The 15,060-nt window shown below is 65.0% G+C and carries 12 protein-coding genes and 1 pseudogene; 11 read left to right on the top strand and 2 right to left on the bottom strand.

Features of this window, described 5'->3' with window-relative positions:
- Positions 1 to 124 precede the first annotated feature (124 nt).
- Positions 125 to 334 carry a twin transmembrane helix small protein gene (locus tag QYH69_RS28660; RefSeq protein WP_075155677.1) on the bottom strand — a complete coding sequence of 70 codons (210 nt, stop codon included), beginning with the start codon at positions 332 to 334 and terminating at the stop codon, positions 125 to 127.
- Positions 335 to 424: 90 nt separating this feature from the next.
- Between QYH69_RS28660 and QYH69_RS28655 the strand changes: the two genes are divergently transcribed.
- The 7 genes from QYH69_RS28655 (at position 425) to QYH69_RS28625 (ending at position 8,067) form a co-directional block, all read left to right on the top strand.
- Entirely contained in the window at positions 425 to 1,204 is a 780-nt protein-coding gene (locus QYH69_RS28655) for an SURF1 family protein (protein ID WP_308835074.1), read from the top strand.
- A 101-nt stretch (positions 1,205 to 1,305) separates the two neighbouring features.
- A complete protein-coding gene (locus QYH69_RS28650) occupies positions 1,306 to 1,998 on the top strand; it encodes an SCO family protein (protein ID WP_374992516.1) in 693 nt (230 codons plus the stop codon).
- A 46-nt stretch (positions 1,999 to 2,044) separates the two neighbouring features.
- Positions 2,045 to 3,154 carry a COX15/CtaA family protein gene (locus tag QYH69_RS28645; RefSeq protein WP_308835073.1) on the top strand — a complete coding sequence of 370 codons (1,110 nt, stop codon included), beginning with the start codon at positions 2,045 to 2,047 and terminating at the stop codon, positions 3,152 to 3,154.
- 6 nt (positions 3,155 to 3,160) lie between these two features.
- Positions 3,161 to 4,066: a heme o synthase gene (cyoE, locus tag QYH69_RS28640; RefSeq protein WP_308835072.1), complete on the top strand. Its 906-nt coding sequence runs from the start codon at positions 3,161 to 3,163 to the stop codon at positions 4,064 to 4,066.
- Between the two features lie 131 nt (positions 4,067 to 4,197).
- A complete protein-coding gene (locus tag QYH69_RS28635) occupies positions 4,198 to 4,827 on the top strand; it encodes an SCO family protein (protein WP_308835071.1) in 630 nt (209 codons plus the stop codon).
- A gap of 270 nt (positions 4,828 to 5,097) precedes the next feature.
- Positions 5,098 to 6,957 (top strand): methyl-accepting chemotaxis protein, encoded by a 1,860-nt coding sequence (locus QYH69_RS28630; RefSeq protein ID WP_374992515.1) that lies wholly within the window; start codon positions 5,098 to 5,100, stop codon positions 6,955 to 6,957.
- A 276-nt stretch (positions 6,958 to 7,233) separates the two neighbouring features.
- Positions 7,234 to 8,067: a MetQ/NlpA family ABC transporter substrate-binding protein gene (locus QYH69_RS28625; RefSeq protein ID WP_308835070.1), complete on the top strand. Its 834-nt coding sequence runs from the start codon at positions 7,234 to 7,236 to the stop codon at positions 8,065 to 8,067.
- Between the two features lie 74 nt (positions 8,068 to 8,141).
- On the opposite strand, the gene QYH69_RS28620 is transcribed toward QYH69_RS28625, so the two are convergent.
- A complete protein-coding gene (locus QYH69_RS28620) occupies positions 8,142 to 9,068 on the bottom strand; it encodes a bifunctional helix-turn-helix transcriptional regulator/GNAT family N-acetyltransferase (RefSeq protein WP_308835069.1) in 927 nt (308 codons plus the stop codon).
- A gap of 371 nt (positions 9,069 to 9,439) precedes the next feature.
- Here QYH69_RS28620 and QYH69_RS28615 point away from each other — a divergent pair, with 371 nt between their 5' ends.
- The 4 genes and pseudogenes from QYH69_RS28615 (at position 9,440) to ptsP (ending at position 15,048) form a co-directional block, all read left to right on the top strand.
- Positions 9,440 to 10,174: a GntR family transcriptional regulator gene (locus QYH69_RS28615; protein WP_308835068.1), complete on the top strand. Its 735-nt coding sequence runs from the start codon at positions 9,440 to 9,442 to the stop codon at positions 10,172 to 10,174.
- Between the two features lie 84 nt (positions 10,175 to 10,258).
- The gene (gene nagA, locus QYH69_RS28610; protein WP_308835067.1) at positions 10,259 to 11,362 is read left to right on the top strand and encodes an N-acetylglucosamine-6-phosphate deacetylase; all 1,104 of its coding nucleotides are present in this window, start codon (positions 10,259 to 10,261) and stop codon (positions 11,360 to 11,362) included.
- On the top strand, positions 11,355 to 12,362 hold the full coding sequence (locus QYH69_RS28605; RefSeq protein ID WP_308835094.1) for an SIS domain-containing protein: 1,008 nt from the start codon (positions 11,355 to 11,357) through the stop codon (positions 12,360 to 12,362). Before nagA ends, QYH69_RS28605 begins: the two co-directional genes overlap by 8 nt.
- A gap of 12 nt (positions 12,363 to 12,374) precedes the next feature.
- A pseudogene (ptsP, locus tag QYH69_RS28600) lies at positions 12,375 to 15,048 on the top strand (phosphoenolpyruvate--protein phosphotransferase).
- Positions 15,049 to 15,060 lie beyond the last annotated feature (12 nt).

The following is a 15,060-nucleotide window of genomic DNA, read 5'->3' as shown; positions in this document are numbered from 1 at the left end:
CGGCAGTAGCGAAGATCAACAAGGCGCCGCCCTCGACTGTATCGGGGCGGCGTTTTGCTATCGGGCCGCGCCGCTATAATCGGCGCGCTTCTGTAGCGGTGTTTTTAGCGGTCTGTAGCGGTCTTTACCGGCCGTACGGAATGCCGGTCGACTGGATCCAGCCCATCCAGTGTGCGAACAGGATGAACAGGAACAGCGAGATAGACAGCCCGACGCGCGTCGCGAGCGACCAGACCATGCGCTTTGTGCGGCCGCGATCGTGCATCATGAAGTACAGCGCCGAGATCATGCTCGCGATGATGAGCGCAAAAGCGATGGGAACCAGTATGTGCATGAAAGCCACGGAAACTCTTCAGGAAAGCGAACGTAACGCGGCTATTATCGCACCGGCCGCAATGGTTCGTTGGTTCGCGGGGCCGCTACGATGAAGATCCGCTGGCTGCCGGCGCTGCTCATTCTGATTGTCGTCGCGGTAACGGTGCGGCTCGGCTTCTGGCAGCGCGACCGCGCGCATCAGAAGGAAGCGCTCGAGGCGCGCATTACGCAGTTCGAAAACGCGCCGGCCACGCCGGTCGGCGCGACGCCGGTGGCGCTGAAGGATATCGAATTTCACCGCGTGAGGGCAGTCGGTCAATTTATGCCCGAGCAAGTGGTGTACCTCGACAATCGGCCGTATAACGATCAGGCGGGCTTTTACGTCGTGATGCCGCTTAAACTGCGCGACGGCGGTTACGTGCTGGTCAATCGCGGCTGGCTGCCGCGCAATGCCGACGTGCGCACGGCGATCGAGCATTACGACACGCCGAAAGGCGAGGTCGAAATCGAAGGCATTGCGCGCGCCGATGCGAGCAAGGCGTTCGAGCTCGGCGAAGGCGGTTCCGCGCCGCATCAGAAGATTCGACAGAATCTCGACGTGCATGCTTATGCGGCTGAAACCGGCTTGCCGCTACAGCCGTTCGTGATCCAGCAGTTGAGCGACGACGGCGACAAACTCGTGCGCGACTGGCCCGCGCCCACGACGGGCGTCGAGCGTAATTACGGCTACATGTTCCAGTGGTGGGGCATGGCCGTCGCCGCGCTTGGTTTCGGTTTGTATGCGGCGCGTCGTGCAGCGAAGAAAGATCAGCGGATTCTGGACGCACAGCCGATGCAGAATCCGAAGCACCCGCACGAGCAGGAAAGCGAAAGCACGCGCGGCGTTTAAGCGCGTCGACGCCGGGGCGCTGATGCGGCTTGTTGTCGCACGCAATGCACCGGTCTACGCCGATCCGCCCATGCAATCATTAATGAGGTCAAGCAGTGTCGATGCAAAAGTCGCCTTCACAGTCATCCTCCGACCGCGCACAGCCAGGCAGTAGGCAGTCCGGCCAGCAGCGTGGCACAACGCCCGCATCGGACCAGCGCGCGCCGGGCGGCGGCTCGTGGCAGCGCGGCCGCTGGACGATGCTGCTGATCGCGCTGATCTGCGCGGCGCCCGTGATCGGATCGTATTTCACGTACTACGTGATCAAGCCGACCGGCGGCACGACGAGCTATGGCAAGCTGATCGAGCCGCAGCGGCCGATTCCCGATACGCTCGTCGTCACCGGCGAAGACGGCAAGCCGATGAAGCTCGCGTCGATGCGCGGCCGCTGGCTCATGATCTCGGTCGACGGCAGCGCGTGCGACAAGGCTTGCGCGACCAAGCTGTACTTCATGCGGCAGATCCGCGCGACGCAGGCCGGCGAACGCGAACGCATCGTCAATATCTGGCTGCGCACCGATGCGTCGAAGGTGCCGGATGTGATCGAGAATGCGTATCCCGATACGGAAAAGTTCGTCGCGTCCGCCGCCGATGTGGCCGCATGGCTGCCCGTCGACGACGGCACGCAATTGACCGATCACATTTACATGGTCGATCCTAACGGCAACCTGATGATGCGTTTCCCGAAGGATCCGAACCCGAGCAAGATCAAGGGCGATGTGTCGAAGCTGCTGCGCAATTCGAGCATCGGCTGACGACATCGAAGCGTCATTGAAGATCGCGAGATAGAGGTAGACACGGATGTTCGTACTGCAACTCGGCCTGATCGGACTGTGCATCGCACTGTTGCCGCTCTCGTACGTATGGGTCAAGGCCGACGACGACAAATTCCGCAAGCTCGTCTGGGTGACGACGTTTCTGACGCTCGACCTCGTGATGTTCGGCGGCTTCACGCGGCTCACCGACTCCGGCCTCGGCTGTCCCGACTGGCCCGGCTGCTACGGCACGTCGTCGCCGTTCATCGCGCATGCGGCGATCTCGGCCGCGTATCAGGCGATGCCGACCGGCCCGGTCAGCATGACGAAAGCATGGATCGAGATGATCCACCGCTACTTCGCGATGGCAATCGGCGTGCTCATCATCGCGCAGGTGTTGATCGCGTGGACCGCGCGTATCCGCAGGCGCCTGTTGCATGTGTCGCCGTGGTGGCCCACGTCGCTGCTGTTGCTCATCGTCGTGCAGGGCATTTTCGGCGCATGGACCGTGACGATGAAGCTGCAGCCCGTCATCGTCACGACGCATCTGCTGCTCGGCCTCACGCTGCTCGGCGCGCTCGGTTGGCTCGCGGCGCGGCAAACGCCGCTGCCCGTGTTCGAACCCGCGGCGGGCCGCTGGCGCGCGGCCGCGTTGGCGGGCCTCGTGCTGCTGATCGTGCAGATCGCGCTCGGCGGCTGGGTCAGCACGAACTATGCGGTGCTCGCGTGCACCGACTTCCCGACCTGCAACGGCCAATGGCTGCCGCCGATGGATTTCGCGCACGGCTTTCACCTGTGGCGCGCACTCGGCATGACCGGCGACGGCGACATGATCACGCAAGACGCGCTCGTCGCGATCCACTGGACGCATCGCACGTTCGCGCTCGTCGTCGTGGCGTACCTGCTGTGGCTCGCATTGAAACTGCGCCGTTTCGAGTCGCTGCGGCGGCCCGCGAACGGCGTGCTGCTCGTGATCGTCATCCAGTTTTTCACGGGCCTGTCGAACATCGTATTGCAATGGCCATTGCCGATTGCGGTCGCCCATAACGGCGGTGCCGCGGTCCTGCTGCTGCTGCTCGTTATGCTAAACTTTCGAATCGCTTCTAGCCGTCCCGGCCGCGCCATGTTGCCCGCGCGCGATGCCGCACCAGCGTGACCCCACATGGACAGCACAACTTTCCTTCATTCATCCGGTAACCGGATCTCCCAATACCTCGCGCTGACGAAGCCGCGTGTCACACAGCTCGCCGTGTTCTGCGCGGTGATCGGCATGTTTCTCGCGACGCCGGGCATGGTGCCGTGGACCGTGCTGATCGGGGGCACGATCGGCATCTGGCTGCTCGCGGGCGCCGCGTTCGCGATCAACTGCCTCGTCGAACAGAAGGTCGATGCGATGATGCGTCGCACCGCATGGCGCCCGTCCGCGCGCGGCGAAATCACCACGACGCAGATCCTGCTGTTCTCGGCCGTACTCGGCGGCCTCGGCATGTGGACGCTCTACGCGTTCACGAATGCGCTGACGATGTGGCTCACCATCGCCACATTCGTTGGGTATGCGGTGATCTACACGCTGCTGCTCAAGCCGTACACGCCGCAGAACATCGTGATCGGCGGCGCGTCGGGCGCGATGCCGCCGGCGCTCGGCTGGGCAGCGGTCACGGGACACGTGCCCGGCGATGCATGGATTCTGGTGCTGATCATCTTCGTGTGGACGCCGCCCCACTTCTGGGCGCTCGCGCTCTATCGCCGCAAAGACTATGAGAACGCAGGCTTGCCGATGCTGCCGAACACGCACGGCGAGCAGTACACGCGTCTGCACATCTTCCTCTACACGGTTATTCTGTTCGCCGTGACGCTGATGCCGTTTATCTCGGGGATGAGCGGCATTGTGTATCTGAGTGCGGCGGTGCTGCTCGGCGCCGTGTTTCTCGGTTACGCGTGGAAGATCTACCGGGAATATTCCGACGCGCTTGCGCGTAAGACCTTTCGTTACTCGATCGTTTATCTGTCGCTGCTGTTTGCGGCCTTGCTGATCGATCACTATGCGCGCGCCGTGATCGGTGCATGATCGGTGCATGCGCGGCGCACAGGCGGCGCATGATCCATGATCGTCGCGTGATCGTCACATAAGCGCACAGGGCCGACCCGGACCGCGGCGCCGGCCTGGATTCTCCCACCGTTACAGCTGCCACTCATGTCATGCTGAAAAAGAACCGGTTTGCTCTCGCGACGCGTGTCGCGCGCATCGCTGTCGCGGTCTGCGCGCTAGGCGGCGCCATGCTCGTCGCCGGCTGCGGCCAGGATGCGCCGGCATTCCAGAACGTCGATATCACGGGCAACAAGCAGTTCGCGACCGATTTCTCGCTGCCCGACACGAGCGGCAAAATGCGCACGCTCGCGGACTACAAGGGCAAGGTGGTCGTGCTGTTCTTCGGCTACACGCACTGCCCCGACGTGTGTCCGACAACGATGGCCGAACTCTCGCAGGCGATGCAGCAACTCGGGCCCGCGGACGCCAAACGCGTGCAGGTGCTGTTCGTCACGCTCGACCCCGAGCGCGACACGCCCGCGCTGTTCGGACAATACGTGCCCGCGTTCAACCCGACCTTCGTCGGCCTGCGACCCGCAAACGAGGCGCAGCTCCAGAAGATCGCGAAAGACTTCCGCGTCTACTACGCGAAGGTGCCGGGCAAGACGCCCGATAGCTACACAATGGACCATACCGCGGCGAGCTATGTGTTCGACCCGGATGGCCGCCTGCGGCTTTTCGCGCGCGACGGCCAGGGCGCCGGGCCGTGGGTGCACGACATCAAGCTGCTGCTCGGTTGAGCGCGCCGCACCGCTGACCCTCCCGCGATCCGATCGCGGGCCAAAACGGCAAACAGGCGCACGGGCCAAACGCGCGCCGAGCGCGTCCGGAATGCGCGCTTTCGCCTTTGCATCTGCTCCGTTTCTCCTTCGTTTCTTCCCTCGTTCGTCCTTTTAGCACGCCCGTTCAAGTCGCCTTCCTTTCGTGCCGTTATCCTGTAAGGCAATCGTTTGCGCCGCGTCCGCGCGCTTGCGCATTGCCGGAAAAACCACACGAAAGAGACCAAAACAATGAGCGGGATGAGTCTGAATCGCAAGCTGTGGCTGTCGCTCGCGCTTGTCTGGCTGGGGTTGCTGGGCATCGGTTTGCTGAGCGCGGTCGAAACGCGCTCGACGATGCTGGCCGAGCGCAAGGCCGGCATGGTGAATCTCGTCGACGCCGCGCAGAACGTCGTGAACGGCTATTACGCCCAATCGCAGGCCGGCAAACTGACTGAAGCCGACGCGCGACGCGAAGCACTGGCGCGTCTGGCGACGATGCGTTACGGCGACGCCGGCTATCTTTTCGTGATCGACTCGAAGCCGGTCGTGCTGATGCACCCGACGCTGCCGCAGATGGTCGGCAAGCCGGTCGGCGATTTCAAGGATCCCGACGGCAAGCTGCTCTATATGTCGGTGATCGACAGCGCGAAGGCAACGGGCCGCGGCTTTGCCGAATATCGCGGCCGCCTGCCGGGCAGCGAAACCGCGTTGCCGAAGCTCAGCTATGTCGAGCGCTTCGCACCGTGGGACTGGTACATCACGAGCGGCGTGTTCGTGCGCGATATCGATACGGCGTACTACGGGAACATCGTCGAACATCTGGTCGCCGTGCTCGTGATCGGCACGCTGATCACGCTGGCGATGATCGTCGTGATGCGCAGCATCCGCAATGGGCTCGGCGGTGAGCCGCAGGAGGCCGCGCTGCTTGCCACGCGCATCGCGGGCGGCGATCTGACGCAGGTCGTCGAGGTGCGTTCGAGCGACACGTCGAGCATGATGGCGGCGATGCAAGCAATGCAGGACCGCCTGCAACGCGCGATCGGCGAGATCCGGCGTTCGGCCGAAGCGATCGCGTCGGCCACGCAGCAGATCACGGCCGGCAACAACGACCTGTCGCAGCGCACCGAACAGCAGGCCGCATCGCTGCAGGAAACGGCAGCGAGCATGGAGGAGCTGACTGCGACGGTCAAGCAGAACGCCGAGAATGCGCGGCAGGCGAGCGGTCTCGCCAACAACGCATCGGATATCGCGACGAAGGGCAACGAAGTGGTGACCCGCGTGATCGGCACGATGGGCGAGATCAACGACAGCTCGCGGCAGATCGCGGACATCATCGGCGTGATCGAGGGGATCGCGTTCCAGACCAACATTCTCGCGCTCAATGCGGCGGTCGAAGCGGCGCGCGCGGGCGAACAGGGCCGCGGCTTCGCGGTCGTCGCCGGTGAGGTGCGCAGTCTGGCGCAGCGTAGCGCGACGGCGGCGAAAGAAATCAGGCAACTGATCGGCGCTTCGGTCGAGCGCGTCAACAACGGTTCGGCGCTCGTCGAGCAGGCCGGCGCGACGATGGGCGAAATCCTGCAGGCCGTGCGGCGCGTGACCGACATCATGGGCGAGATCGCAGCGGCTTCGGAGGAACAAAGCAGCGGCATTTCGCAGGTCGGACGCGCGGTCGCGCAGATGGACGAAGTGACGCAGCAGAACGCGGCGCTCGTCGAACAGGCGACGGCCGCCGCGGCTGCATTGCAGGACCAGGCGGCCCGCTTGCGCGAGGCAGTCGACGCGTTTCGCGTGAGCGATGCGCAGGCGTCGACAGCAGCGGTGCGCGTTGCGCTGCCGGGCAGTTTGAAGCCTGCTGTCGGGAAGCAGCCGGCAAAACAACCTGCGTTGAAGGCGTCCGCGGGGGTGTCTGCTGGGGTGGCCACTGTCTCGCTTGATGTTTCGCGTGTTGCCGCACCTGCCGCAGTGCGCGCCGCGCAAAAAGTGGCCGCAGTGGGAGTTGCCGCGACCGGCGCACCCGGCGCAAGCGCTGCAACAGAGCGGGCTGACGCGCCAAGCGCGCGACCGCGCGCGGCCAAACGGGTCGACGACGGCGACTGGACGACCTTCTGAACGTCGCATCGAGCCAGATCGCGACGATCAGCGCAAGCAGACCAACGGCGCGCCTTCGGGCGCGCCGTTGTCGTTTCCCGCAGCCATTCGCGTCGCGCCGCCGCAGCCTTCGTTTGCCGCGGCTGCGCATATCGATATGCGATGACGGTATTTCCGATTGCAAAAGCCTTGTGAGACCATTCACGCCCGGCGACAGGGCGTCGGCACCTAACGTGTCGCGCGGCCCGCGTTGCCCGAATCAGCAATCGTTAGAAAAGCCGTCAAAGCGAGAATCACATGCAGCGCAGAAACATCCTCAAAATCTTGTCAGCCGTCATCGCGGGCGCAGCCGTGATGACAGGCATCGGCGCACACGCCGCCGGAAACCCAAACAACGGCGCCGATAAAGTCATCAAGGTCGGCACGATCAGCGGACCCGACGCGCAAATCTGGTCAGTCGTCCAGAAGGTTGCGAAACGCGAGGGCCTCAACGTGAAAGTCATCGAGTTCAACGACTACGTGCAGCCGAATGCCGCGCTCGACGCAGGCGATCTTGACGCAAACAGCTTCCAGCACCAGCCGTATCTCGACAGCCAGGTCAAGCAGCGCGGCTACCAGATCGCCAACGTCGGACTCACCTACATCTCGCCGCTCGGCATCTACTCGAGAAAGCTCAGGACACTGAAGGATCTGCCGCAAGGCGCAAAGGTAGCGGTGCCGAACGATCCGTCGAACGAGAATCGCGCGTTGTTGTTGCTGCAAGCGCAAGGCGTGCTGAAGCTGAAGGCGGGCGCAGGCACGAACGGAAACAATGCGACGCCGCTCGATGTTGCCGACAATCCGAAAAAGGTCAAGCTCGTTGAACTGGACGCCGCGCAATTGCCGCGTTCGCTTGCCGATGTCGACGCCGCCGCGATCAACACGAATTTCGCGCTTGCCGCCGGGCTGCAGCCGATGCGCGACGCGATCGCGCTCGAAGACGTGCACAGCCCGTATGCGAACCTGATCGCGGTTCGCGCGCAGGACAAGGACAAGCCGTGGGTGAAGAAGCTCGTGGCCGCGTATCAGTCGGACGATGTGCGGCAGTTCATCAAGTCCGAGTTCAAAGGCTCGGTCCTGCCGTCGTTCTGATGCACCGGGCCTGCTGATGCAAGGGGCCTTCCGATCCGATCCATCGGACGGCTCGCGCGTGCACGACGCTCGACTCAGAGATTGCGCACCCAGCGCTCGAGTACGAGCTGGCGGCCGAAGCGCTGCGCCGGCTCGGCGGTCATGCGGATAAAGCCGGCGTGCGCGAAAAGACGGCGCGCGTCGAGCAGGGTGGTTGCCGTCGTTACCGACAGCTTCGTATAGCCGGCGCGTCTGGCAAAGTGCACACACTCGTTCATCAGATGCGTGCCGATACCGAGACGCTGAACGTCCGGCTCGACGTACAACATCTGCACCCTGGCGGTATCGGGCGCTTGCTGCGTGATCAGCGCGGAACCGGCAACCGTTCCCCGCTGCTCCGCAATCATGCACGTTTCGCGCTGCGGATCGTGATCTTCCGAAAACGCAGCCACCGTTCGCGCGAGCAACCCTTCGAACCGATGGTCCCAGCCGTAGCCGTTCGCGAACAATTGCGCCTGGCGCTGCACGAGAAAACCGTAGTCCCCGGCTTTGGGACCGCGCAGCATGACCGCGCCGTGCCGCGGCCCTTCGTTGATCAGGCGCTCGATCAGTTTCATCGCGCCGATCAACTGTTCCTGCGAGTTGTCAGCGAGCTTCGCGAGCATCGCGGACACCTCCCGGATCGCGGCCGCGTCGAGCGGCTGATACGCGGCGCGTCCGTTATCGGTCAGCGATAGCATCGACTGCCGCGCATCGGCGGTCGAGGGTTGCCGGTTGATCAGCTTGCGCCGCTCGAAGCCGGTCAGCAGCCGGCTCAGATAACCGCTGTCGAGGCCAAGACCGCGCGCGAGCGCTGCGGCGGTCTGCGCGCGTCCGAGCGCAAGCTCGCGCAGGACGCGGACTTCGGTAAGCGAGAACTCGCTGTTGTGCAAATGGTCGTGGAGTTCGCCGATGTGCTTCGTATAGAAGCGATTGAAATGGCGGACGGCTTCCGCGCGTCGCAAGGCGGTCGAATCGGACACCGTGATGGCTCCAGTAGTTTTTACCTGGCGGCCACTATATTCGGATCGATCCTGCGATAAAACCTACACAGGTTGGCAGTGTCCACATTGCGCACATGCATGCTGCGTTTGCGAATCGAAAGATAACGCGTCAACGGGGCGCCGCGTCGCTGACTGGTATCAGAACTGGCGCTGATTCGGGTATATCCTGGTCACCTCCGCCAGCCTTGGAAACCGCTCATAAATCGCGGAAATCACTTGAAAAACAAGGGCTTGAAAAATAATACCGGTTAGATACCAGCACGTTGACTGGTATTATGTTGGTTATATAATGGGCTCCGATTTTCGTTCTACGCGCAACGTCCTCGTCATCCCCTTCCTGCCGGAGCCCCATGGAAACACGCTGGTCCGCACTGATGCCCGATGCGCGCAACGTGACGCCGTTGTACCTGCAGCTCGCGCGCAACCTTGCAACGGCGATTCATTGCGGTGTCTGGTCGGCAGGCGAGGCGTTGCCGTCCGAGCGCACGCTGTCGGATTCGATCGGCGTGTCGCGCATCACGGCGCGCAAGGCGATCTCGCTGCTCGTCGAGCAAGGCCTGATTCGCCGCGCACCCGGTGCGCGCAGTTTCATCACGCCGCGTGTCGAAGACCCGTTGTCGCGACTCATGGGTTTCACGAAGAAGATGGAACAGCGCGGGTTTCGTCCCGACTCGATCTGGCTCGAGCGCGACGTGCGCGCGGCGAGCCGCGACGAGATCGTGCATCTCGGGCTGTCGCCGGGCGCAAATGTCGCGAACCTGCGCCGCCTGCGCCGCGCGGACGGCATCGTGATGGCGGTCGAGCATACGGCGCTGCCGACGTCGATCGTGCCGGACCCGCTGCTGATCGACGGCTCGCTGTACAGCTATCTCGAGCAGCGCGGCATCGCCGTCGTACGCGCGCTGCAGCATTTTCGCGCGGTCAATGCGTCGAGCGAAATCGCCACGCTGATGGACATCGAGCCGCGCACCGCGCTGCTGTTGATCACACGCGTCGGTTACAGCGCGGATCAACGCGCGATCGAACTCACCGATACGTATTGCCGGGACGACTACTACGATTTCGTCGCCGAACTGCGCCTTTAAATATGCCGTCGCGGCGGAACACTGCCGCGCGACTTCAGTCATGCATTGCATCACCCCCATCGCCTCAGGCTCCCAGAGAAACCCATGCTGACCGGAAACATACTCACCACCGATGGTTGGATCCACGGCACGCTCGAATTCGAGAATGGCCGCATCACGGCGCTGACGGGCCACGTTGCCGACCCGTCGACCAACGACGCGCCGTACATCCTGCCCGGCTTTATCGATCTGCATGTGCACGGCGGCGGCGGCGCCGATGTGATGGAGGCCGGCAATGCGATCGAGGCGATCACGCGTACGCATGTGCGTCACGGCACGACGAGCCTGCTCGCGACGACGATGACCGCGCCGCGCGACGAGCTGATGGACGTGGTCGCCGGACTCGCCGAGGTGGCGCGCAATCGCACGCCGGGCGGCTCGCGCGTGCTTGGCGTGCACCTCGAGGGGCCGTACATCAACCCCGGCAAGCTCGGCGCGCAACCGGACGCGGCGGTGTCCGCGGTGCTCGACGAGGTGTTGAAATATCTCTCGCTGGGGCCGATCCGCGTCGTCACGATCGCGCCTGAGATCGCTGGCCATATGGACATCATCTCGGAAATCACGGCACGCGGCGTGCGCGTGCAGCTCGGCCATTCGCTCGGTACATACGACGATGCGGTCGCCGCGATGAAGCACGGCGCGCGCGGCTTCACGCATCTGTTCAATGCGATGTCGCCGCTGCATCACCGCAACCCGGGCATGGTCGGCGCGGCGCTTGCGCATGCCGAGTACGCGGAGATCATCCCGGATCTGCTGCACGTGCATCCCGGTGCGATTCGCGCCGCCATGCGCGCGATTCCGCGCCTTTATGTCGTGACCGACAGCACGTCGGCGACTGGCATGCCCGACGGCGAATACCGCCTCGGCAGCCAGCACGTGACGAAATGTCTTGGCGGCGTGCGTCTTGCAGACGGCACGCTCGCCGGCAGCACGCTGACGATGGATCAGGCGCTGCGCAACCTGTGTTCGCTCGGCCTGCCGTTGGCCGACGTTTCAAACCGTCTGTCGCGCCATGCCGCCGACTACCTCGGCATCGAAGACCGGGGCCGCATCGCGCGTGGCGCGTGGGCCGACGTCGTCGTGTTCGATCGGGAGCTGGCGCTGACCGCGACATACGTCGAAGGAGAATCGATTGTCGAATATGCTTAAAGAGGCGCTCGCGTCCGCTGAAGCGGTCGCCGCGCAACTCGCGGACACGTCCTATGTCGAGGCGCTCGCGGTGCGCCTGTCGGCACGTCCGCGCGATGTCGCGCTGACCGTCGCGCGTGGCAGCTCGGACCACGCGGCGAGCTATTTCGCGTGCCTCGCGATGAGCCGGCTCGGCGTGCCCGTCGCGTCGCTGCCGATGTCGGTCGCGACGCTGCAGCAAGCGCCGCTGCGCGTGCGCGAGCAGCTCGCGATTGCGTTCTCGCAATCGGGCAAGAGCCCTGATCTCGTCGGCACGATGGCCGCGTTGCGCAATGCGGGCGCGCTGACTGTCGCCGCGGTGAATGCGCCGCAATCGCCGCTTGCCGATGTCTGCGAATGGCAGTTGCCGCTCGTCGCCGGTCCGGAACTCAGCGTTGCCGCTACGAAGAGCTATATCGCGATGCTGGCCATTTCCGCGCAGCTGGTCGCGCGCTGGCAACGCGATGCCGCGCTGCTCGGTGCGCTGCAAGGCTTGCCCGATGCGTTGCAGAAGGCCGGCGTACTCGACTGGTCGCATGCGGTCGACGAATTGCGCGGCGCCGAGCGGATGATCGTGGTCGGCCGCGGCCTCGGTCTCGCGATCGCGCAGGAAGCGGCGTTGAAGCTCAAGGAAACCTCGGGCATCCAGGCCGAAGCGTTTTCGAGTGCCGAAGTGCGGCACGGTCCGATGGAACTGATCGGCGACGGCTATCCGCTGCTCGTGTTCGCGCTGCCCGGACCCGAGCAGTCCGGCCTGTTGCAACTTGCGCGCGACATGCGCTCGCGCGGCGCGCGCGTGCTGCTCGCGGCGCCGGATGGCGTCGCGGAGCGCACGCTGCCGCTCGTCTCGACGGCCAATGCGGCGCTCGATCCGATCGCCGCGATCCTTTCCTTCTATGTGATGGCGGCCGGCCTTGCGGCTGCCCGCGGACGTAACCCTGACGCGCCTCGCCATCTGAACAAGGTCACAGAAACTCACTGATCGGGAAAACAGATGCGACGTGTCGAGGAGACAGTTTTGATGAGCCATAACGCGAGCCCTGCAATCAGCCATGCGGCTGAAATCGCAGGCCATACCGTGCCGGGTCATATCGTATTGACTGCGCCGTTGAGCGGACCGGTCGTGCTGCTTGCGGATGTGCCCGACCCCGTGTTTTCGGGCGGCATGTTCGGCGACGGGATCGGTGTCGATCCGCTCGAAGGCAAACTCGTTGCGCCGTGCGACGGCGTGGTGACCCATATCGCACGCACGGGCCACGCGGCGACGCTCGTCACGGGCGAAGGCGTGGAAGTGCTGTTGCATATCGGCATCGACACTGTTGCGCTCAACGGCAAAGGTTTTCGCGCCGATGGTCGAGCAGGGCGCGCGGGTGCGTGCCGGCGACGTGCTGATCGAGTTCGATCAGGACATTGTCGCGTGTTCCGCGCCGAGTCTCGTGTCGGTCGTGGCGATTGCGAATTCGGAGGCGTTCGAGATTGTCGAGCGCAGCAGCACCGGCGGCACGCTGAAGGCTGGCGAAACGCCGCTGCTCGTGCTGCGTGCGCGCGATGGCGCAACGGCCGTCGTGGCGCGCGGTGCGAGCGCGATCATGGAGGAGGCACGCCGGCAGGTCACGCTGACGCACGCTGGCGGCCTGCACGCACGGCCCGCGGCGCGCGTGCGCGAAGCGGCGCGCGGCTTCGATGCGCGTGTCGAAGTGCGTTTCGACGGGCGCAAGGCGCCGGTCGAAAGCATCGTCGGTCTGCTCGGGCTGGGGGCAGGCGAAGGCGCGACGGTCGAAATCCTTGGGATCGGCGCGCAGGCAGCCGCAGCCGTCGAAGCAGTTGCGAACGAACTGATGCGCGAAGCGCACGGCGAGAATGAAGAGAAGCCCGCACGGCAGATGCCGCCGGCGCCGCAGGCTGTCGGCGATGCGACGCCGTCTTCGTCGAATGCGGATGCGGCGCCCGCGCCCGCGCCTACGCTTGCGCCCAATACGCTTGCCGGCGTATGCGCCGCGCCGGGCGTCGCGGTCGGCAAGCTCGTGCGCTGGGACGACGCCGATATCGTGCCGCCCGAGCAGGCGCAGGGCACGCCAGCGGCGGAAAGCCGTCGCCTCGACAAGGCGATCGCCGCAGTCGACGCCGAACTGAATTCGACGGTGCGCGACGCGTCGCAGCGCGGCGCCGTCGGCGCAGCCGGCATCTTCACGGTCCATCGTGTGCTGCTCGAAGATCCGACGCTCGTCGACGCGGCACGCGATCTGATCAGCCTCGGCAAAAGCGCGGGCTTCGCATGGCGCGAAGCGATCCGCGCGCAGATCGCAGTGCTCGCCAACCTCGACGACGCGCTGCTCGCCGAGCGCGCGGCGGACCTGCGCGATATCAGCAAGCGCGTGCTGCGTGCCCTTGGGCTTGCGAACACAGCGGCGCGCGAGCTGCCCGACGAAGCGGTGCTTGCCGCCGACGAATTCACGCCGTCCGACCTGTCGTCGCTCGATCGCACACGCGTGACCGCGCTCGTGATGGCGCGCGGCGGCGCGACGTCGCACGCGGCGATCATCGCGCGTCAGCTCGGCCTGCCGGCCCTCGTCGCGATGGGCGATGCGCTGCACCGAATCGCGGAAGACACGCAAGTGGTTGTGGATGCAACGAACGGCCGGCTTGAATATGCCCCGAGCGCACGCGACGTCGAACGGGCGCGCAACGAATGCCGGCGCCTCGCCGGCGTGCGCGAAACGAATCGCCGCGCGTCGCATCAGGTCGCGGCGACGAGCGACGGCCGCGGCATCGAGGTCGCCTCGAACATCGCGACACTCGACGATGCGAAGACCGCAGTCGACAACGGGGCCGACGCGGTCGGCCTGTTGCGCACCGAACTGCTGTTCATTCACCGGCAAGCCGCGCCGACCGTCGACGAACATCGGGAGAGCTATCAGGCGATCGTCGATGCACTCGCCGGACGCACGGCGATCATTCGCACGCTCGATGTCGGCGCGGACAAGGAAGTCGACTATCTGACGCTGCCGCCGGAGCCGAACCCGGCGCTCGGCTTGCGCGGCATCCGGCTCGCGCAGGTGCGGCCCGAGCTGCTCGACGACCAGTTGCGCGGGATGCTCGCCGTGCAGCCGGCCGCCGCGGTGCGCATCCTGTTGCCGATGGTGACCGACGCGGGCGAACTCGTGCGCCTGCGCCGGCGCATCGACGAACTAGCGCGTGAAAGCGGCCGTGCCGAGCCGATTGAAGTGGGCGTGATGATCGAAGTGCCGTCGGCGGCGTTGCTTGCCGATCAGCTCGCGCAGCACGCGGACTTCCTGTCGATCGGCACCAACGATCTCACGCAATACACGCTCGCAATGGACCGCTGCCAGCCCGACCTGGCGGCGCAAGCGGATGGCCTGCATCCTGCCGTGCTGCGCCTCGTCGATGCGACCGTGCGAGGCGCGCAAAAGCACGGCAAGTGGGTCGGCGTGTGTGGTGCGCTTGCGGGCGATCCGCTGGCGGTGCCGCTGCTGGTCGGCCTTGGCGTCACCGAGCTGTCGGTCGATCCGCCGTCGGTGCCGGCGATCAAGGCGCGCGTGCGCAAACTCGATTATCAGCAATGCCGGCAGCGCGCGCAGGACGCGCTCGCGCTCGACTCGGCGCAAGCGGTAAGAACGGCGAGCCGGGCGCATTGGCCGCTCGATTGAGCGAAAACTGAA

The sequence above is a fragment of the Paraburkholderia sp. SARCC-3016 genome (assembly GCF_031119615.1).
GTDB lineage: Bacteria > Pseudomonadota > Gammaproteobacteria > Burkholderiales > Burkholderiaceae > Paraburkholderia.
Note: the sequence above shows the minus strand (reverse complement) of the source record. Positions and strands in the feature narration are given on the sequence as shown.